Consider the following 21,686-nt stretch of genomic DNA (forward strand, 5'->3'; position numbering starts at 1 on the left):
CGTCGATCGTGGTCGGAGCGCCCGGCACCGGATCGATGTACGCGAGCGTGTCGATCGTGAGGATGTTGACCGCGACCGCGGCCCCGACACCGGATCCGCTGATGGCGAGGCCGCCGGCCGCCGCGATGTTCTGCAGCCCCATCGGGTTGCTGGCCTGCACGGCGAGTCCGCCGGCCGAGAGGACGGTGGATCCCGCTCCGATGACGGCCGTCGTCTCGAAGTCGATCACCTGCACGCCGACGGATCCGGCGACGGAGACCTTGCCGTTGCCTCCTGCCGCCGCGAGACCCCACACCACGAAGTCGTTCTCGGCTCCCGCCGGAGTGATCGCCTCGACGGCGACGCTTCCGGCCGTGATGTGGTCGCCTGCTCCGATCGATCCCGTGTTGGTGACGGTGGCGACGTTCAGGCCGATGCCCGCTCCGATGTTCGTGCTGTTCAGCTTGAGCGAGGTTCCGATCGACTTGTCCGTGGCGTCGACCGTGTTGGACGACGCCACGACGAGGGCGCCCGTGGCCGTGATCGTGAGCCCGTCGGTGATCGTGGCGGTCGTGGTGTCGACGACCCAGTTGACGGTGACCGCCGCGCCGACGCCGACGCCCTGACCGGACTTGCCCGACTGGCCGCTGGCCTGCCCGTTGGCGCTGCTCACGTTGTCGCTCGACGACGGCAGGGTGCCCGTCTTGCCCGACGTGCTCGGCGTTCCGTTCAGCTGGTCGCTCGCCTGGGAGTCGGAGTTGCCGGCCGTGTTCTGCGCGGATCCCTGAGCGCTCGCCGTCGCCTGCGCGCTGCCGGCCGTGACCGTCGCCGCCGTGATGACCACGGACGTGCCCGTGATGCTGCGCTGGGTCTGCGCCGTCGTCGTGAGGGTCAGGATGTTCAGCGCGATGACCGCCCCGACGGCCACGCCGTCGCCCGCTGCGTTCGCATCTCCTGTCACCGACGTTCCGCCGGTGTACGACGCGGCGATCGTCACCGCACCGGTCGCGACGAGTCCCACGCCCGGAGCGGACGGGATGCCCAGCCGTGCGATGGTGACCGGCGAGACGATGTTGATGCCGACGGCCGGGCTCACCGCGACGCTGCTGCCGGCCGACCCTGCCGTGACGACCGCGGTGACCGGGTCGGATGCCGTGGCGCTCAGCGTGACGTTCCGTCCGCCGGTGAGGACGGCGCCGTCCACGACCTCGGCGCGTGTCACGTTCGTGGTGAGCACGTTGATGGCGACGGATGCGCCGATCCCGACCTTTCCGCCGCCGCCGAGTTCGGCATCCGCCTTCGCCGTCGCGGAGTCGGTGCGCAGGTTCTGCGCGGTCAGGACGACGTCGCCGGTTCCGGCGTGCACGGCGGCGGATCCGGGGATGTACGCCTCCGTGTTGTCGGTCACGAGGTTGAGGGCGACGGCGCCGGCGACGCCCACGTCCTTGGAGCCCGCGCCGGCATCCGCTTCAACGGTGAACGTGTGCGTGGTGTCGCCTGCGACGTTCGTCATGGTCGCGGACTCGCTGAAGCCGTTGCCGGTGACGGTCGTGCGGTCGCCGATCCACGCCTTGTTCACGATCGTGACCAGGTTCAGTGCGACGGCGGCCCCGACGCCCACGTCCTGCGCGTTGAGCGCCGTGCCGTCGGCCTTGACGATGCCGTCCGTGTTCTCCGAGCTCGCCAGGCTGACCGCGCCACCCGCGGCGAGAGTCAGGCCGGTGGGCAGCGTCGCCGTCGCTGTGACGTCGGCGACGTTGATGGCGATGGCGGCCGCGACGGCCACTTTGCCGTCCGAGGTCGACGCCGACGGGTTGGCGCTGCCGTCCGCACCCTTGCCCTTGTAGGTCGTTGCCGTGGTGCTGGCGAAGTCGCGCTGATCGCTCGCCTGCTTGTCGACGTCTCCTGACGGGGCGTTCGGGCTGCTCGTGCCGGGAGCGCCGCTGGCCGACGCGCTCGCTGCTGCGCCGTCCGCCGAGGATCCGAAGGCGCCGAACGCGATGGATCCGCCGGCCGTGATGTTCCGGCCCGTCGTGCCGGTCACGGTGTGCGTGACCAGGTTGAGCCCGAGCGCGATGCCAACGGAGGCGGAGGATCCGCCCGCCGCCACGGCTCCCGCCGTGCTCGTGGCGCCCGCCGTCTGGTGGGCGTTCGCCGCGAACGATCCCGTGATGACGAGCCCACCGGTGGGGATCGTGCCGATCGACGCCGACGTGATGACGTTCGAGATGGTGATGGCGATGGCCGGCGTCACGGCCACCTTCGCGCTGCCCGTGCCCTGGGCGCCCATCTTCGCTTCCGTGGTGGCGATGTCGCCGGCCGTCGCGGTCAGCACGAAGTCGCGGGCGCCTGTGACGACGATGCCGTTGTCCAGGAGCGCGGTGGTCGTGTCGGTGACGAGGTTCAGCGCAACGGATGCGCCGATCCCGACGTTCGTCGCACTCACGCCGCCTTGTGTGGGCTCCGCCTTGACGGTGCTCGTCGCGTTGCTGCCCGCCGTGATCGCGACGTCGCCGCCGGTGAGGGTGACGACTCCGGAGAGCTCGGCGAGCGTTGTCTGGTTGACGACCGCGAGCGCGAACGACCCGGCGACCGAGATCTTGCCCTGCCCGGCGCCGCTGGCGGCCTGCGCACCGTACGTGCTCGTGACGTCCGACCCGCTGGTGCTCGTGGTGAACGGCGTCTCGGTGGCGCTCACGGTGATCGCGTGCGCGTGGATGGTGTCGCCCTGCGGCAGGCGAGCCGTGTTCGTGACGTTCGCGAGAGTGATCGCCACGGCGGCGCCGACGGTCGCCGTCGCGCCGTGCGACGCGGATCCGTCGGCGTCGGTCGCGGCATCCGTGTTCTGGCTGGACGCGAGCGTGACGAGGCCGCCTGCCGTGATGTCGGGGCCGTCGTGCTCGATGGTCGCCGTCGCGGTGACGGTCGAGACGGTGATGGCGATGGCGGCGGCCACGTTCACCTTGCCGTCGTTCGTGTTGGCGCTCGGCGTGGCCGTGCCGCCGGATCCCGCCACCTTGTTGTCCGTCGCCGACTGGTCGGCGAACGTGCGCTGGCCCTGCACCTGGCTGTCGACGCCGTCGCCGCTGGATCCGCTGCCGCCGCTCGACTCCGGTGCACCCGATGCGGATGCCTGCGCCGAGGCGGCCGTCGCGGAGACGCTCGACGCGGACAGCGTCGCATTCCCGCCGGCCACGATGCTGCGGTCGGTCGTGCCCGACACGGTGTGGTTCGCGATCGTGAGCCCGAGCCCGACCCCGATGGCCGCCGAGGATGCCCCGCCGGTGGCGGCGCCCGCTGTGCTGGAGGCGGAGGCGATCTGGCTCGCGCCAGCCGTGAGGCTGCCACTGAGCTGGATCGCCTGCGGAAGCGAACCGATGCGCGCGGTCGTGGTGACGTTCGACAGGGTGATCGCGACGGCCGGCGCGATGGCGACCTTGCCGCCTGTCGCGCCCATCTTCGCCTCGGTCACCGCGTCGTCCCTGGCGGTCGCCGTCAGCGTCACGTCGTGGGCGCCGGTGAGAGCGATGCCGTCGTCGAGCGTCGCCGTCGTCGTGTCCTGGATCAGGCTCAGCGCAACGGATGCGCCGACACCGACGTTCGTCGAGGTGACCCCGCCGGGTGTCGGCTCCGCCTTCACCGTGGTGGATGCCTGGCTGCCGGCGGTGATCGCGGCGTCGCCGCCGGTGAGGGTCACGGTGCAGGCCACCTCGGCGAGCGTCGTCTGGTCGACGACGGCGAGGGCGAACGATCCGGCGACGGACACCTTGCCGCCGCCCGCGCCGCTCACGGACTGGGCACCGTACGTGCTGGTGGCATCCGATCCGTCAACGGTCTCGGTCGCCGAGACCACCAGCCCGCGCGCGTGCACCGTGTCCGTTGCGGGCAGCTCGGCCGTGTTCGTGACATCCGCCAGCGTGATCGCGACGCCGGCGCCGATGTTCGCTGTGCCTCCCTGCGTGGCGGAGCCGTCCGCGGAGCTGGCCGCATCCGTGTTCTGGCTCGATGCCAGCGCGACAGTGCCGCCGGCCGTGAGGTCAAGGCTCGTGCCCGCGATGGTCGCCGTCGCGGTCACTGTCGCGAGGTCGATGCCGATGGCCGCCGCGACGTTCACGCCGCCGTCCGAGGTCGTCGCCTTCGGCGTGCTCGCCGAGCCTGAGCCCTTCACGCCGTTGTTCGCGGCGGACTGGTCGGTGAAGTCGCGCTGGCCCTTCACCTGACTGTCGACGCCGTCGCCTGCTCCGCCGCCGGTGCCGGCACCGCCGGAGCCGTCCGTGCTGTTCTCTGGAGCGCCTGAAGCGGATGCCTGTGCCCCTGCCGCGGAGTCCGACACGCTCGACGCGCCCAGCGTGATGTCGCCGCCGGCTTTCACGCTGCGTGCCGTCGTGGCCGTCACGGTGTGGTTCGCGATGGTCAGGCCGAGTCCGACGCCGACGGCGGCCGAGGATCCGCCGCTGACGACGGCTCCCGCGTTCGTGGATGCGGTCGCCTTCTGGGTCGCGCTGAGGGTGAGGGATCCGCTGAGTTGCAGCGCACCGCCGAACGTTCCGAGCGACGCCGTCGTCGTCACGTTGGACAGCGCGATTGCGACGGCGGGAGCGATGTCCACCTTGCCGCCCGCCGCGCCCATCTTCGCCTCGACGATCGCGTCATCGCCGGCCGTCGCGCTCAGACTCACGTTGCGCGCACCGGTGATCGCGATGCCGTTGTCGAGCACGGCAGTGGTGTCGTCCTCGATGAGCGCGATCGCCACGGATGCCCCGACGCCCACGCTCGTCGCCGTCACGCCACCCGGCGTGGGCTCGGCCTTGACTGTCGTGGACGCCTGGCTTCCCGCCGTGACGGTGATGTCTCCGCCGGTCAGGGTCACCGTTCCGGCCAGCTCGGCGAGCGTCTTCTGGTTCACGACCGCCAGGGCGAAGGATCCCGCTACGGACACCTTGCCGCCGCCGGCACCGCTCACCGACTGGGCGCCGTACGTGCTCGTGGAGTCGGATCCGTCCGCGGTCTCCGTAGCAGAGACCACGAGGTTCTTCGCGTGAACGGTGTCGCTCGCCGGCAGGAGCGCCGTGTTGGTGACATCCGCCAGCGTGATCGCCACGCCGGCGCCCACGTTCGCGGTGCCGCCTTGGGTGGCGGAGCCGTCTGCTGAACTGGCGGCATCCGTGTTCTGGCTCGATGCCAGCGTGACGGTGCCGCCCGCCTTCAGATCGATGCCCGTGCCGACGATGGTCGCCGTCGCGGCCGCCGTGGCGAGGTCGATGCCGATCGCGGCGGCAACGTTCACGCCGCCGCTCGACGATGTGGCCTTCGGGGTGCTCGCCGAGCCCGTGCCCTTCACGCCGTTGTCCGCGGCGGACTGGTCGGTGAAGTCCCGCTGGCCCTTCACCTGGCTGTCGACGCCGTCGCCCGCCCCGCCGCCGGTGCCCGCACCGCCGGAGCCGTCCGCGCTGTTCTCGGGCGATCCCGAAGCTGATGCCTGCGCCCCGGCCGCCGAGGCCGACACGCTCGACGCGCTCAGCGTGATGTTGCCGCCGGCGTCGACGCTGCGCGCGGTCGTCGCCGTGACCGTGTGGTTCGCGATCGTGAGGGCCAACCCGACGCCGATGGCCGCCGACGATCCGCCGGTGACGACCGCGCCGGCGTTGGTGGAGGCGCTCGCCTTCTGCGTGGCCGATGCCGTCAGGCTTCCGCCGAGTGTCAGCGTCCCGCCGAAGGTGCCGATAAGCGCCTGCGTCGTGACGTTGGAGAGGTCGATCGCGACGGCCGGAGCGAGGTCGACCTTGCCGCCGGCAGCGCCCATCTTCGCCTCGACGACCGAGTCGTCTCTCGCACTCGAGGTGAGGCTCACGTCGTGGGCGCCGGTGATCGCGATGCCGTTGTCGAGCGTCGCCGTCGTGTCGTCCTGGATGAGCGCGATCGCGGCGGATGCCCCGACTCCGACGCTCGTCGCCGTCACGCCGCCGAGCGTCGGCTCGGCCTTCACCGTCGTGGATGCCGTGCTGCCGGCGTTCACGCTCGCGTCGCCGCCGGTGAGCGAGACCGTTCCGGCGAGCTCCGCGAGCGTCTGCTGGTCGACGACGGCGAGCGCGAACGATCCGGCGACCGAGATCTTGCCGCCGCCCGCCCCTGACGTGGACTGCGCGCCGTATGTGCTGGTGGCATCCGCTCCCGGACCGCTGCCGACGACCGTTTCCGTCGCGCTGACGACGAGAGAGTGGGAGTGGACGGTGTCTGCCGCAGGCAGCTTCGCCGTGTTCGTCACGTCGGCGAGCGTGATGGCGACGGCTGCGCCGATCGTGGCGGTTGCGCCCTGCGAGGCCGATCCGTCCGCGGCCGATGCCGCATCCGTGTTCTGGCTGGAGGCAAGCGTCACCGTGCCGCTCGCCGTCAGGTCGAGACCCGTTCCGACGATCGTGGCCGTCGACTTCACCGTCGCGACGACGACGCCGATGGCTGCCGCCACGTTGACCTTGCCGGACGACGAGGAGGCGCTCGGCGTCGACGTCGTGCCCGACTTCGCACCCTTGCTCGCCGCTGCCGTGTCGTCGGCGTTGGTGCGCTCCTTCTGGATCTGGGCGTCCACGCCGTCGCCGGCACCCCCGCCGGTTCCCGCACCGCCCGAGCCGTCTGCGCTGTTCTCAGGAGCTCCAGACGCTGACGCCTGCCCTGATGCCGCCGACGCCGAGACGCCGAACGCGCTCAGCGTGATGTTGCCGCCCGCCGTGATCGACCTGGCCGTCGTGCCGCTGACCGTGTGGTTGGAGACCGTCAGCGCCAGGCCGACGCCGATCGCCGCCGTGCTGCCTCCTGCGACCACCGCTCCGGCCGATGTGTTCGCCGAGGCGTTCTGCGTCGCTGCCGCGGTCACGTCGCCCGACGCGGAGAGCGTGCCGCCGAACGTGCCGATCACGGCCGTGGTGGTCACGGTGGAGAGGGTGACCGCCACGGCGGGCGCGATGTCCACCTTGCCGCCGGATGCGCCCATCTTCGCGTCGGTCAGCGCGTCGTCGCGAGCCGTGCTCGTCAGCGCGATGCTGTGTGCGCCGGTGATCGCGATGCCGTTGTCGAGGGTGGCGAGCGTCGTGTCCGTGATGAGGTTCAGCGCGACGGACGCGCCGACGCCGACGCTCGTCGACGTCACGCCGCCCGCGGTGGGCTCGGCCTTCACGGTGCTGGATGCCGCGCTTCCCGCCGTGATGCTCGCGTCTCCGCCGCTGAGGCTCACGGTCCCGGCGAGCTCGGCGCTCGTCGCCTGATTGACCACGGCGAGCGCCAGGGATCCGGCGACCGAGATCTTGCCGCCGCCCGCCCCGGAGGTGGCCTGCGCTCCGTAGGTGGAGGTGACATCCGCTCCGCTGACGGTTTCGGTCGCACTCACGACAAGAGCGTGGGCGACGACCGTGTCGCCCGCCGGCAGGACCGCCGAGTTGGTCACGTCCGCGAGCGTGATGGCCACTGCGGCGCCGATGGTCGCGGTTGCGCCCTGGGACGCCGATCCGTCCGCGGCCGACGCGGCATCGGTGTTCTGGCTCGACGCCAGCGTCACGGTGCCACCCGCCTTGAGCTGCAGCCCGGAACCGATGACGGTCGCCGACGAGCTCACCGTGGCGACGACGACGCCGATCGCCGCCGCCACGTTGACCTTGCCGCTCGAGGTGGACGCGCTCGGCGTCGTCGTCCCGCCCGACTTCGAGCCCTTGCTCGCGGCTGCCGTGTCGTCGGCGTTGGTGCGCTCCTTCTGGATCTGGGCGTCCACACCGTCGCCGGAACCGCCGCCCGTTCCCGCACCTCCGGATCCGTCAGCGCTGTTCTCCGGGGCCCCGGATGCTGATGCCTGTCCGGACGCCGCCGACGCTGAGACTCCGGATGCGCTCAGCGCGAGGTCGCCGCCCGCCGTGATCGATCGCGCCGTCGTCGCGCTCACCGTGTGGTTCGACACGGTGAGCGCGAGTCCGACGCCGACCGCCGCCGTGCTGCCACCAGCGACGACGGCGCCCGCCGAGGTGTTCGCCGACGCGTTCTGGGTGGCGGATCCGGCGAATGATCCGCTGACCGACAGCGTCCCACCCGGTGTGCCGACGACCACCTGCGTCGTCACCGTCGAAAGCGTGACGGCCACCGCGGGCGCGATGTCGACGCTGCCGCCTGATGCGCCCATCTTCGCGTCGGTGAGGGCGTCATCCGTGGCGGAGCTGGTCAGCGTCACGTTGCGGGCGCCGGTGAGCGCGATGCCGTCGTCGAGGGTCGCGATGGTCTCGTCCGTGATGAGGTTCAGTGCAACGGATGCGCCGACACCCACCTTCGAGGTCGTCACTCCGCCCGCTGTCGGCTCCGCCTTCACGGTGCTGGACGCCGCACTTGCGGCTGTCACGGCTGCGTCGCCGCCCGACATCGTCACGGTTCCCGCGATCTCCGCGGTCGTGTGCTGGTTGACGACCGCCAGGGAGAGGGATCCTGCGACCGAGATGTTGCCGCCGCCTGCGCCCGACGCGGACTGTGCGCCGTACGTGCTCACGGCATCCGTTCCGCCACCGGAGAGCGGAACCACCGTCTCGGTGGCTGAGACCGTGAGGTCGTGGGCCGTGACCGTGTCGCCGGTCGGGACGACGGCGGAGTTCTCGACGTCGGCGAGCGTGATCGCGACGGCGGCGCCGATGTTCGCGCTCGAGGCGCCTGCGGCGGATCCGTCGGCGTTCGTGCCGGCGTCCGTGTTCTGGCTCGCTGCCAGCGTCACCCTGCCGCCGGCGTCGAGCGCGAGACCGTCGTGGTCGATGGTCGCCGACGACGTCGCTTCGGCGACGACGACCGCCACCGCTGCGGCCACGTTCACCTTGCCGCTCGAGGTCGAGGCGCTCGGGGTCTGGTCGGATCCGGACTTCGCACCGCCGTACGTCCCCGCCGTGTTGTCGGCGTTGGTGCGTTCCGTCGAGACTTGCTGGTCGACCCCACCGCCCGCGGTGCCGCCGCCGCTGGAGTCGCCGGGTGCGCCGCCTGCCGATGCCGATGCCTGTGCGGCGGAGGCCGAGGCGCCCGCCGCGGTCAGAGCGATGTCGCCGCCCGCCGTGATCGACCGGTCGGTCGACGCCGTGACGGAGTGGTTCGCGATCGTGAGCGCGAGGCCGACGCCGACGCCGGCCGTCCCGCCGGTCGCGACGGCACCGGCCACCGTGCTCGTCGATGCGTTCTGGGTGGCCGTCGCACCGAACGAACCGGAGCTGCCGAGCACCGCCGCGTTGCCCGTGAGGCCGGATGCCGCATCCACGTGCACCGTTGTGGTCACCGTCGACAGCGCGACGGCGACGGCCGGGGTGATGCTGACGCCGCCGCCCGAGGCGCCCATCTTCGCCTCGACGGCCGAGTCGTCCTTCGCGGAGCTGGACAGCGTGACATCGCCGGTCTTGGTGAAGGTCGCGGTGCCGGCGATCGTCGCTGCGGTGGCGTCGGTGACGATGGCGAGCGCGGCGGATGCGCCGACGCCCACACTCGACGCGACCACCCCGCCGGGTGTCGGCTCCGCCTTCACCGTGCTCGAGGCCGCGCTTCCCGCGGTGATCGTGACGGCACCCTGCGCGTTCGACGGCGCGCCCAGGTTCACGCCGCCAGCGACGGAGGCCGTCGTCGTCTGGTTCGCGATCTCCAGCGCGAGGGAACCGGCGACGGAGACCTTGCCACCGCCCGCGCCGGATGCGGACTGTGCGCCGTACGTGCTGACGGCATCCGCTCCGGCCACGGTCTCCGTCGCCTGGACCACAAGGCCGTGCGCGACGACCGAGTCGCCCGCCGACAGGATCGCCGTGTTGTCCACGTTCGCCAGCGTGATGGCGACGGCGGCGCCGATGTTCGCGCTCGAGGCGCCCACTGCCGAACCGTCGGCGTTGGTGCCGGCGTCCGTGTTCTGACTCGATCCGATGGTCACCGTGCCGCCGGAGTTCAGGGTCAGGCCCGTTCCGATGATCGTCGCGCTCACGTTCACTGTGGCGACGACGACGGCGACGGCCGCGGCGACGTTCACCTTGCCCTGCGAACTGGACGCGCTCGGCGTCGCCTTGGATCCGGACGTGCCGCCCTGGGCCGCCGCCGACGTGTCGTCCGCGTTGGTGCGTTCCTTCTGCACCTGCGTGTCGACGCCGTCGCCACCGGATCCGCCCGATCCGCTGTTCTCGGGCGCGCCGCCCGCAGACGCGGACGCCTGAGCGGCAGAGACCGACGTGCTCGATGCGGTGAGCGAGAGGTCGCCGCCTGCGGTGATGGATCGCGCTGTGGTCGCGGCGATCGTGTGGTTCGAGAGGGTGAGCGCGAGTCCGACGCCGACTGCTGCCGTGGAGGCGCCCGTTGCCACGGATCCCGCGACCGTCGAGGCCGAAGCGTTCTGCGTCGCGCTCGCCGCCAGGGCGCCGCTGAGCTGCAGGGTGGCGCCGGTGCCGATCGTCGCCGTCGTCGTGACGGCGGACAGCGTGACGGCGATCGCAGGCGAGAGGTCGACGCCTCCGCCCGACGCTCCCATCTTCGCCTCGGTGGCGGCGGCGTCCGTCGCGGTGCTTCCGACCGTCACGTTCCCGGCACCGGTGAACACGGATCCGTTCGCCACGGACGCCTGCGTGGTGTCGGTCACGAGGTTCAGCGCGACGGACGCGCCAACGCCGACCTTGCCTCCTGAGACGCCGCCCTCGGACGGTTCAGCCTTCACCGTGGATGCCGCTGCGCTGGCCGCCGTGACGCTCGCGTCGCCGCCGGTGAGAGTGACCGTCCCGGCGAGGAGTGCCGAGGTCTGCTGACCCACGATCGCGATGGCGACCGATCCGGCGATCGACACGGTGCCGCCGCCTGCGCCCGACGCGGACTGCGCGCCGTAGGTGCTCGTGACGTCCGCTCCGTTCGGCGTCGCCGTCGCGCTCACCACGAGTCCGTGAGCGTGCACCGAGTCGCCGACCGGGACCGATGCCGTGTTGTCGACCTTCGCGAGCGTGAGGGCGACGGCGGCACCGATCGTGGCCGTCGCGCCCTGGGATGCCGTGCCGTCTGCGGCGCTGCCCGCGTCCGTGTTCTGGCTTGCGGCGATGGTGACCGTTCCGCCTGAGGTGAGCGTGATGCCCGTGCCGACGATGGTCGCCGTCGATGCCACGCTGGCGACGACCACGCCGACCGCCGCCGCGACGTTGACCTTGCCGCTCGACGTCGACGCACTCGGTGTCGCCGTGCCGCCGGATGCCGCTCCCCCTGACTCCCCGGCCGTGTCGTCGGCGTGCGTGCGCTCCTTCGACAGCTGCTGGTCGACTCCGTCGCCCCCGCTGCCTCCCGAGCCGCCTGTCGACGAGTTGTCCTTCGCGCCAGACGCGGAGGCCGTGGCCGAGGAGGCGGATGCCGACGTCCCCGTCGCCTGCAGTGTGATCGCCCCACTCGCCGTGACCGACCTCGCCGTCGAGCCCGTCACCGTGTGGTTCGCGATCGTGAGCGCGAGCGCGACCCCTACCGCCGCCGTCGATGCGCCGGCCACTGCCGCGTTCGCCGTGCTCGAAGCGGATGCGCTCTGCGTCGCGTGCGCGGTGAGGTCACCGCTCAGCGCGAGCGTGCCGCCGGTGCCGATCGTGGCGAGCGTGGTCACCGTGGAGAGCGTGACGGCGACCGCAGGCGCGACGTCGACACCGCCGCCTGACGCGCCCATCTGCGCCTGCGTGGTCGTCGCATCCATCGCGGTGCTCGTCAGCGTCACGTCGGCGGCCCCGGTCAGCGTCGCTCCCTTGGCGACGGCCGCCGTGGTCTGGTCCGTGACGATCGCAAGGGCTGCGGATGCGCCGATCCCCAGGTTCCCGGGTGTCACGCCGCCACCGGTCGGCAGCGCCTTCACGGTGGTCGTCGCGTTGCTCCCCGCGGTGACCACCGCGTCGCCGCCGGTCAGTGCGGCGGTGCCCGCCAGCTGCGCCGAGGTGGTCTGGTTAGCGATCGCCAGGCCGAGGGATCCGGCGACCGAGACCTTGCCTCCGCCTGCACCGCTCGTCGATGAGGCGCCGTAAGTAGAGACGTCATCAGTGCCGTTCACCGCTTCGGTGGCCGAGATCGTCAGCGCCTTCGCGTGAACCGTCGCGTTCTGGGGCAGCAGTGCCGTGTTCGTCACATCCGCGAGCGTGATGGCAACGGCCGCACCGATCGCCGCAGCGCCACCGCTGACGGCCGAGCCGTCGGCCGAGGTCGTCGCGTCCGCGTTCTGCTGCGCGGAGAGCGTGACCGTTCCGGATGCGGTGAGCGTGAGGCCCGCGACGGAGCTCGAGACGGTCGCCGTCGAGGTCTGCGTGGCGACGACGATCGCGACGGCTGCCGCCGCATCGATCTTGCCGCCCGACGTCGATGCCGACGGTGTGGAGGTCGTGCCGGTCGGATCGGTGCCGCCCGCTGCCCCGTTGGCCTTGGCCGTGTCGCCGGCGAACTGACGCTGGTTCGCGACCTGGTCGTCGACACCCGAACCGCTCGACCCTCCGCCGCCCGACGTCTGCTGCGCACCACCCGCCGACGCCGTCGCCGTTGAGGCGGATGCCCACACCCCGCTGGAGTCGAACGTGATGCCCCCACCTGCAGTGATGCTCCTGGCGGTCGTGGCGTGCACGTCGTCGTTCGCGATGGTGAGCGCGAGGCCGATGCCGACGGCGGCCGTGGATGCGCCGGTCGCCACGGCGCCGGCGGTCGTCGACGCGGTCGCCGTCTGGGATGCGGACACGGAGAGGTTGCCTGCGAGCGTCGTCGTGCCGCCGAGCGTGCCGACGCTCGCCGCGGTCGTCACGGTGGCGAGCGTCACGGCAACAGCGGGCGTGACGGCGACGCCGCCGCCTGACGCGCCCATCTTCGCCTCGGTGGCGGCGACGTCCTTCGCGGTCGCCGTCAGGGTGATGGCGCCGGCTCCGGACACGGTCGCGCCGTCGGCGATGCTCGCCACTGTCGAGTCTCCGATGAGGTTGAGCGCGACGGATGCGCCGACACCGACCTTCCCGCCAGAGACCCCTGGCCCGACCGGTTCCGCCTTCACGGTGGACGTCTCGTCGCTCACCGCCGTGACCGCAAGGCCACCGGATCCGGTGATCGTCACGGCACCCGCGAGCTGCGCCAGCGTGTCCAGGCTGACCGTCGCCAGCCCGAGCGATCCGGCCACCAAGACGTTGCCGCCGCCCGCGCCGCTGGCGGCCTGCGCGCCGAAGACGTGCGTGGCATCCGTGCCGTTCTGGGTCATGGCGGCCGAGACGACCAGAGCATGGGCGTGGATCGTGTCCCCCGTCGGCAGCACCGCGTGGTTCACGACGTGCGCGAGCGTGATCGCTACGCCGGCGCCGATGGACGCCGTGCCGGGTGCAACGGCGGATCCGTCTGCCGATGACGCCGCATCCGTGTTCGCGTTGGACGCCAGCGTGAGGGTTCCGCCCGCCGTCAGGTCGATGCCCGTGCCCACGATGGTCGCTGTGGACTCGCTGCCGGCGACGACCACGCCGACCGCCGCTGCGACGTCGATGCCGCCGCTTTGCGTCGATGCGGACGGCGCCTTCGTCGTGCCCGACGTCGAACCGCCGTTCAGCTGCGACGTGTTGTCCGCGAACGTGCGCTGGTCCGTCACCTGCTGGTCGACGCCCGAGCCCGTTCCCCCACCGCTGCCGTCGCCAGGCGCGCCTGCTGCGGAGGCGGTCGCGTCTGCCGCCGATGAGGAGATACCGGATGCCGTCAGCGCGAGATCGGCGCCCGCGTTCAGCGACCTCGCCGTGGCGGCCATCACCGTGTGGTTCGCGATCGTGAGCGCAAGGCCGACACCGACCGCCGCGGATGACGCGTCGGAAACGGCGGATCCGGCCACCGTCGACGCCGACGCGTTCTGCGTCGCGGTCACGCCGATCGCCCCGGTCGCCGAGGTCGTCGCCCCGGTGAGGATCGCCGCCGTCGTCGTCACGGTCGACAACGCGAGCGCCACGGCCGGTGCGAGGGCGGCGCCGCCGCCGGACGATCCGGACTTCGCTTCGACGGTCGCGGCATCCGTCGCGGTCGCCGTCAGCGAGATGCTCTTCGCCGCGGTCACGGATCCCGAGATGGTCGCGTTCGTCGCGTCGGTGACGAGGTCGAGGGCGACGGAGGCCCCGATGCCCGCCTTCGTCGCGGTGACCCCGCCCGCGGTCGGTTCGGCCTTCGCCGTCGACGTCACGTTCGATCCGGCAGTCACGGCGAGTGCCCCTGATCCTGCGGACGTCAGCGTGACATCGCCGGCGAGCAGCGCGGTGGTCACAGGTGTCACGACGGCGATGGCGAGGGATCCGGCGAGCGACACGCTTCCGCCTCCGGCCCCGCTGGTGGCCTGGGCGGAGACGGCGGATCCGTTGTCCGACCCGTCGACGGCGACTTCAGCGGAGAGCGTCAGCGATCCGGCATGCACGGAGTCGCCGGCCGGCAGCGTCGCCTGGTTCACCGCGTGCAGGAGGGTGATGGCCACGGCGGCACCGATCACGAGGTCGGCGGTGGACACCGCTGAGCCGTCGGCGCTGGTAGCGGCATCCGCGTTCTGCGACGAGCCGATGGTCACTGCCCCGCTCGCGGTCAGCACGACACCGGTGCCGATGACGGATGCCGACGCTGTCGGCGTCGCGACCACGACGGCGACTGCCGCAGCCGCGTCGACCCCGCCCTGCGAGGTGGACGCGCTTGGAGCCTTCGTCGCGGCGGGCGCTCCACTGCCGGTCTGGGTCGCGAAACCCGATGCCGCGCCCTTCGCGTCCGTCACGCTCGTGTCGACGCCCGTGCCGGATCCGCTGGAGCCCTGCGGCGCGCCCGACGCTGACGCCGTGGCCGACGCCGTGCTGCCGCTGAAGCCCGTGGCGGTGATGCCGATGGATGCCGCGCTCACCGATCGCGCGACCGACGCGGAAACGGCATCGGCCGTGATCACGAGTGAAAGCCCCGCGCCGACCGCTGCCGTGGCTCCGCCCTGCACGGCGCCCGTCGCGGTCGCTGCTGCGGTCGCGTGCTGCTCGGCGCTGATGCCGACCGCACCCGTTGCCGTGAGCAGCGCACCCGTGCCGATCGCCGCCGTTGTGGAGACGTTCGCCGAGACGACGGAGGCGAAGGGCGCGACGGAGACGCCCGACGACGATGCGCCGTCCTGTGCGGTGACCGCGGCGTCGTCGTGCGTGAGCGCGGCGAGCGTGACGTCCGCTGCGCCCGTGACGACGGATCCGTCTCCGATCACCGCCGTCGTGGTGTCGTTCACGAGCGCAAGGCCGAACGAGGCGCCGATGCCGGCAGTGGATCCGCCGGGGCCGCCAGCGGCCATGAGCGCGGAGACCGTGGAGACGACGGCGGAGGTCGCGTGTGCGGAGAACCCGCCGGATCCGCCGGATCCGAGCGTGACGGTGGGTCCGGTGCCGCCGCTGGACAGGAGCGCGGCCGAGGTGGTGACCGTCGCGGTCTGGAGGGCGACGGATCCTGCGACGCCGAGGGTTCCTCCGCTCCCGGCACCCGCAGTGGCGGTCGTGCTGAAGCGGTCGGTGGCGTCTGCTGCGCCGGATGAGGTGGTCGGTCCGACTCCGGCTGTGAGGCTGAGGGCTGTGGAGGTGATGAGGGTGTGGGGTCCGACGTTCGCGGAGACCGTGACGTCGGCGAGGGTGACCGCGACGGCGGCCGCAATGCTCGTCCCGCCGCCAGGGGGTGCGCGGCTGGAGGGTCCGCCGGATGCCAACGTGGCGGCCGACGCGTTCTCGGTGGCGGTGAGGTTGACGCCGTGCGCGACGATGGTCACCCCGTCGACCGAGGCGTCTGCGCTCGCGCTGTGCACGGTGATCGACACGGCTGCCGAGACGCTGACGGTTCCGGCGGGTGTGGCAGGGGCTCCGGGTCCTGGGCTGCCGCCGCTCCCGCCTCCGCCGCCGGGAAGCCCACCGCCGGTGGTGGGGGCCTCGCTGTCGGCGAAGGTGCGCGCCCCTGTGGCGAGGTCCGCGGGCGACGGGTGCTCGGCGGCATCCGTTCCGCCTGCCCCGACGTCGGACGCCGTCGCGCTCGTCACTGCTCCAGACGCGCCGTTCGCGGTGAGGCTGAAGGTGCCGCCGACCGTCACGTCCCTGTGCGTCGTGGCCTGCACCAGGTGGTTCGCGTACGTCTGGGCGACCGCGACGCCGAGCGAGCCATCCGCTTGCGCCTCTCCGGTCGCCGTCGTGGAGACCGTCGCGACCTGGTGTGCCGTCGCCGTGTAGTCGCCGGTGAGTGTCAACGCCGTGCCTGTCTCGCTGTTCGCGATGGTGAGCACGTTCGAGGTGGTCAGCGCGTAGACCGGGGCGATCGCGACACCCGTCGAGAATGCGCCGCCGCGTGCCTGCGTCGTCGAGGGCGAGACGGCATCCGCGGTGAGCGTCAGGTTGTGGGCTCCGGTCAGAGCCGAGCCGGCGGCGAGCCCTGCGGCCGTCGTGTCGTTCACGACGTTCAGCGCGATGGAGGCGCCGATCCCCGTCGTCGCGCCGCCGGCGTTCGCGCCGGGCACCGCCGTCGCCAGGTTCGTGTCGTTCGACTTCGCCGTCAATCCCACATCGGTTCCGGATGCCGCCACCGGCGCTCCCGTGAGCTGCGCGGTCGTCTGCACCGTCGCCACGTTGATGGCCACGGATCCGGCAACCCCCACGTTCGTCGCCCCGCCGGCTCCGGATGTCGCACTCGCCGAGTACGTGTTCGTCGCGCCGTCCGCGGCAGGCTTCGTGACAGCAGCGACGTCCAGCGCCGGAGTCGTGAGCGTCGCGCCGGACACGTGCGCGTCGGTCGTGACGTCCGCACTGTTCACGGCGACGGCCACTCCGACGCCGTTCGGATCACTGGCGGCCGCACTTCCGTCTGCCGCCGCTGACGAGCCGCCCTCGTTGCTGGCGTGCACGCTGACCGGTGCCCCGCCGCTGGATCCCGCCGTGCCGGTGACCGCGATGACGAGACCGCCGCCGATCGGCGCGATGTACGCGTGCGTGGACTGCTGCACATCCGAGTAGGCCAGCGCTCCCGCTATGTCGATGGATCCGCCGGGTGCCTTGGCCTTGCCGTCCGTGGTGGTGGACGGCGACTGGCCGTTGCCCGTCGATCCGCCGGGGCTCGACTTCGCCACCGTGACGACGACGTTGTCGGAATCCGCTGCTACGTCGACGCTGCCCGCGTTCACTCCGAGGTTGCTGTTGCTGTCGATGTACGCCGCCGTGTTGCTCGTGACCCTGGTGACGCCGATGCCGGCTCCGGCCGTCGCCGCCGTCGCATCCGCTGTCGTGGTGACCGACGTGTTGTTCGAGGCCGCGAGGACGAGCGCGCCGCCGGCCTTGATGCTCGAGGAGCCACCGACGTGTGTCGTCGCCGTGCTGTCGATCGCAGCGGTGGCGACCGCGGCATCCGTCGCCGAGCTCGCCCCCGTTCCCGTCGAGCTGACGACAGCCGTCACCGTCGAGGAGCTCGCGAGCGTGACGGCGCCGCGCGCGTCGATCACCGTCGCACCGACCACGGACACGAGCGCGGACGACGACGCGGACACGACGTTCTCGCCGACGATCGGAGCTGCGGAGGGCGTCTGCGTCGCCGTCGCGGAGAGGATCACGGTGCCCGCGTGGATCACGGCCCCGTCGACGATCACCGATGCGGATGCCGCCGATCCGGTCTCCGCGTCCGTCGCGGCGAGCGTGACATCCGCTGCCGATCCGCCCGACCGGGTGTCGATGGTGACCCCGGGCGAGACGGTGATGCTCGCCGCGCCGATCACGATCCGAGCGCCCGGCAGCAGCAGGTCGCCCGTCACGAGGATCTTCACGCCGGTCGCCGTCGCCTGGATGGTGAGCGACCCGGTCGGGATGTCGATGGTCTGCGTCTCCATCGCCGGAGAGCTGACGATGAGGTGTCCGGCGCCGTCCGAAGTCACGGTCACGGTGTCGTTCGCCGTCGAGGCGGTCACCGTCACGTTGGCGACGCCGGTGATCGTCACCGGCTCGAGTCCCGTGTACGTCACCGCGTGGCCGCCGAAGACGACGGATCCGCTCGACGCGTTGCTCGGCGTCGAGACTGCGGAACCGCCCGCACCGTGCAGCACGAGCGTGTCGTATCCGCCGGCTCCGCCGTCGAGGGTCCCGTCCAGCGAGCCATTCGGCGAGAACACGAACGTGTCGCGGTTGTCAGCGGCGCCGACCAGGTTCTGGAACCCGGAGAACGACTGCTCGCCGACGGATCCCGCGTCGTGCCCTGTGACATTCCAGGTGGTGTCGGAGGCCGGGCCGTGCAGGGACGTGCCCGTCCCCGTTGCGGCGATGCTGTCGACCCCGCTGTAGCTGAAGCCGCCGAGCGAGGGTGCCACGACGGATCCGCCGCTCGTCGAATCCGCTGTCCAGTCGACGTCGTTCCCGATGACCGCGACCGTGTCGGATCCCGACCCGGTGAACGCGATCGGGACGGTGACCGGACCGACCGACGTGTCGACCGTGAGCGTCATGGCGTTCCCGCCCGCGCTGCGGATGTCGGCCGACGTCAGCGACGACAGCGGCACGCGCGTGAGCACCCCGCCGTCGTCGATCACGAGGTCCCCGCCGTCGACGTAGACGCGCACGCTGTGCGCGGCCGTCGCGGTGTCGGCCGTGTACGTGTACACGCTCGGCGCAGCTGCGGGCGTCGTGCCCGGCGTTGCCGCCGCCGAGCCGGACGAGGCCGCCGTCGTCGTGGCGGTCGCCGTCGAGGTTCCGGATGCCGGTGCCCCGGTCGCCGATGAGGCGTCCGTTGGCGCCGTGCTCGGCGTCGGCGTAGCGGAAGCCGGATCCGTCGATGCGACCCCGGTCGCCCCCGAGCCCGAGGTGGTGTCCGTGCTCGTCGCCGGATCGGTCGCGGAGGTCGTGGCATCTGTTCCGGACGTGGCCTGGGTCGCAGACCCTGACGTGCCGTCGGTCGCCGGCGCGGGGCTCGCGGTCGCGGCCGGATCGGACGCAGCCGGATCGGAGGTGGCCGGATCGGATGCGGCCGTGGGATCGGAACTCGTCGTCGTTGTCGACGCGGTGTCCGTCGGGGTCGTGTCGACCGCCGGGGTGGTCTGCGTGCCGGAACCGGAGGCATCCGTTCCGTCGTCGAGCACGAAGCCGGAGCCGAGCGATGCCCCGAGCCCACCGTGGATCGTGGTGCCACCGGACGCCGTGGGCGTCGAGGTCGGATCCGGGGTGGGTGTCGGGTCCGGCGTCTGTGTCGGCGTCGGCGAGTCGGTGGGTGTCGGCGTCGAGGAGTCCGTCGGCGTCGGCGTCGACGAATCCGTCGGCGTCGGCGTCGAGCTGTCGGTCGGGGTCGGGGTGGGCGTCGATCCGCCGGTCTGAGTGGATCCGCCCACCGTCGCAGGTCCCGTGGTTCCCGGCCCGCAGACGAGCGTGCTGCTCGAGGTGCTCGACGACGACGAACTGGTCACCGTTCCTGTCGTCGGGTCGACGGTGGTCGTCGGCGTGCTGGTCGGACCGGAGCCGCCGGTCATGTGGCAGTTGGATCCGTACGGGGACGTGCTCGTCGGCTGCGGAACGACTGTGGCCTGAACGCCGTTGTGCGCTGCGGCGAGCGCAGCCAGCAGTGCGGCCAGCAGCGACGGGTCGATCTGCGTCCCGGTCGGCTGCGCACTCGGCTGTGCCGTCGCGCTCGGCTGAGCGGTCACCGTGGGAGCGGTCGCCGTCGGCGAAGCGGATGCCGTCCCCTGCGTCGGTCCGTCCGGAATCGCCACGCGCACGGTGACCGTGTGCGTGGATTCGGGTGCCGCCGCCTGCGCGGGTGCACCGATCACGACGGACTGCGCGAGTGCCAGAGCGAACGCCGCCACGACGGCGGACAGAACGAAGATCACAGATCCGGGTCGCCTCGTTGTGAGGCCCAGCGGACCGCGGCGGCGCGCGACGAACGCGTCGGAACCCATGGTTCCGCGCGTGCTCGTGCGCATCCCTCGTGCCACGGCTCAGCCCCGAACTGGCCCACGCCGTTCGCGGCGGCCCGAAACGCCGCGACCCGGCCGGGTCGACAGCAGTGACGGTAGACCCGGTCGATCGGACGCGCAACGATTTCGCCTCACGCGTGACAGGCACCTCGGACGGCGTCATCGAACACTGATCACGGCGTGTCGCAGGCGTTCTCGCCGATCCAGGCGCTGCCGCTCTCGCACCACCGGCCCCCGAAAAGGGGTAGGCGACAGAGTCCGCTTCGATGGCGATTTGCTCATCTGAGCACTGCCAGTTTCGACGGCCTTCCGGTGATGGATCCTGCAGCGGTTCACGCCTCGACGATGCCGCTCCTACCGTCCCGACGCTCCCGACGAACGCCGGCAATGACCTCCGCTCTCAGCTTCAGCGCGCCCACGGATCGTAGTCCGCGATCAGCTCGCCCTGCTCCGGCCGCTCGTCTGCCGGCACGTGCTGCAGGTTGATCCGCACGCGGTACCACTGCGAACTGGACCCTCGCATGCCGTCGACGAGGGTGTCTGCTGGGTGGAGGCGAGAAGCCGCATCCGGATGCGCCGTCATCCACCGATCCAGGGCGTCGAGCGCCTCCGGCTTCGTCTTGGTCCGCGCCACCTCGATGAGCGGCATCGACGAGACGCGCCTGCCTGCGCCATCCCCGCTCTGCGCCCGCTCGCCCCGCGGCGGCCTCTCGGCAGGGCCGAGCCGTTCGGCGAGTGCGAGCAGCGCCTCGAGCGAACCGACCGCGTCGTCGATGCCTTCATGCGGATCTCCGTGCTCGGCGAACCGCTGCGGCACGGTGAGCACGGTGAACTCCTCAGGACGACGGGAGCGAACCTCGTTCCAGTCGACGGGTGTCGACACTCGGGCGTCCGGCAACGGCCTGATGGAGTACGCGGATGCCACGGTGCGATCCTTGGCGTTCTGGTTGAAGTCGACGAACACGCTCTCGCCGCGCTCCTCCTTCCACCAGCGTGCCGTCGCGAGCCCTGGCGCGCGGTTCTCCACCTCGCGTGCGAGCGTCTCGGCGGCGAGCCGGACGGCCGCGAAATCCCACTCGGGCGCGATGCGCACCAGAATGTGGAGCCCTCGCGATCCGCTCGTCTTCGGCCAGCCGATCAGTCCGTGGTCGTCGAGCACGTCGCGTACCACGAAGGCGACGTCGACGATCTGCGACCAGTCGACGCCGGGCATCGGATCGAGGTCGACGCGCAGCTCGTCAGGATGGTCGAGATCCTCCGCGCGCACCGCGTGCGGGTTGAGGTCGAGGCATCCGAGGTTGGACACCCAGGCGAGACCCGCCGCGTTGCGGAGCACCGCCTCCTCGGCCGACGTTCCCCTTGCGTAGTGCAGCGTCGCCGTGTCGATGTAATCCGGATGTCCGTCGGGCACGCGCTTCTGGAAGAACGGCTCCTGAGAGAGCCCCTTCACGAACCGCTTGAGCACCATCGGACGCCCGCCTGCACCGCGCAGCGCTCCTTCCGCGACGGACAGGTAGTAGCGCGCGAGGTCCAGCTTCGTCAGCCCCGTCTCGGGGAACACGACCTTGTCCGGATGAGAGACGCGCACTTCCTGGCCGTCAACCTCGAGGAACGTCTCGGCCTTCGACGACGGGCTCATCCCGTCACGGTAACCCGCCCACTCCCGAAAGTGCCCGTTCTCCCTCCCGAAAGTGCCCGTTCCTACGCTCGAGAGTGCCCGTTCTCCCTCCCGAGAGTGCCCGTTCCTACTCGCGAAAGTGCCCGTCCCTACTCCCGAAGGTGTCCA

At 71.8% G+C, this 21,686-nt stretch carries 4 protein-coding genes (1 of these 4 cut by a window edge); 2 read left to right on the plus strand and 2 right to left on the minus strand.

Annotation, left to right across the window (positions count from 1 at the left end):
* Nucleotides 1-18,595, minus strand: the 5' portion of a protein-coding gene (locus tag HII28_RS07725; protein ID WP_170024867.1) for a hypothetical protein. Its footprint begins 13,190 nt before the window's first position; the window shows 18,595 of its 31,785 coding nt (coding positions 1-18,595); its start codon is at nt 18,593-18,595; its stop codon lies off the left edge, out of view.
* Between HII28_RS07725 and HII28_RS07730 the strand changes: the two genes are divergently transcribed.
* Nucleotides 18,582-19,301, plus strand: a complete 720-nt coding sequence (locus HII28_RS07730) for a hypothetical protein (RefSeq protein WP_170024868.1) — start codon at nt 18,582-18,584, stop codon at nt 19,299-19,301. The genes HII28_RS07725 and HII28_RS07730 overlap by 14 nt on opposite strands.
* Nucleotides 19,302-19,328: 27 nt before the next feature.
* The gene (locus tag HII28_RS07735) at nt 19,329-19,511 is read left to right on the plus strand and encodes a hypothetical protein (RefSeq protein ID WP_170024869.1); all 183 of its coding nucleotides are present in this window, start codon (nt 19,329-19,331) and stop codon (nt 19,509-19,511) included.
* A 795-nt stretch (nt 19,512-20,306) separates the two neighbouring features.
* Here the strand turns inward: HII28_RS07735 and HII28_RS07740 are convergent.
* The gene (locus tag HII28_RS07740; protein WP_170024870.1) at nt 20,307-21,539 is read right to left on the minus strand and encodes a DNA primase small subunit domain-containing protein; all 1,233 of its coding nucleotides are present in this window, start codon (nt 21,537-21,539) and stop codon (nt 20,307-20,309) included.
* Nucleotides 21,540-21,686 lie beyond the last annotated feature (147 nt).

The organism is Planctomonas sp. JC2975 (genome assembly GCF_012985205.1).
GTDB lineage: Bacteria > Actinomycetota > Actinomycetes > Actinomycetales > Microbacteriaceae > Humibacter.

Bases quoted from the DNA above. Each gene is read 5' to 3' on its own strand.
- HII28_RS07740 (WP_170024870.1), bottom strand. From the start codon at position 21,539: ATGAGCCCGTCGTCGAAGGCCGAGACGTTCCTCGAGGTTGACGGCCAG.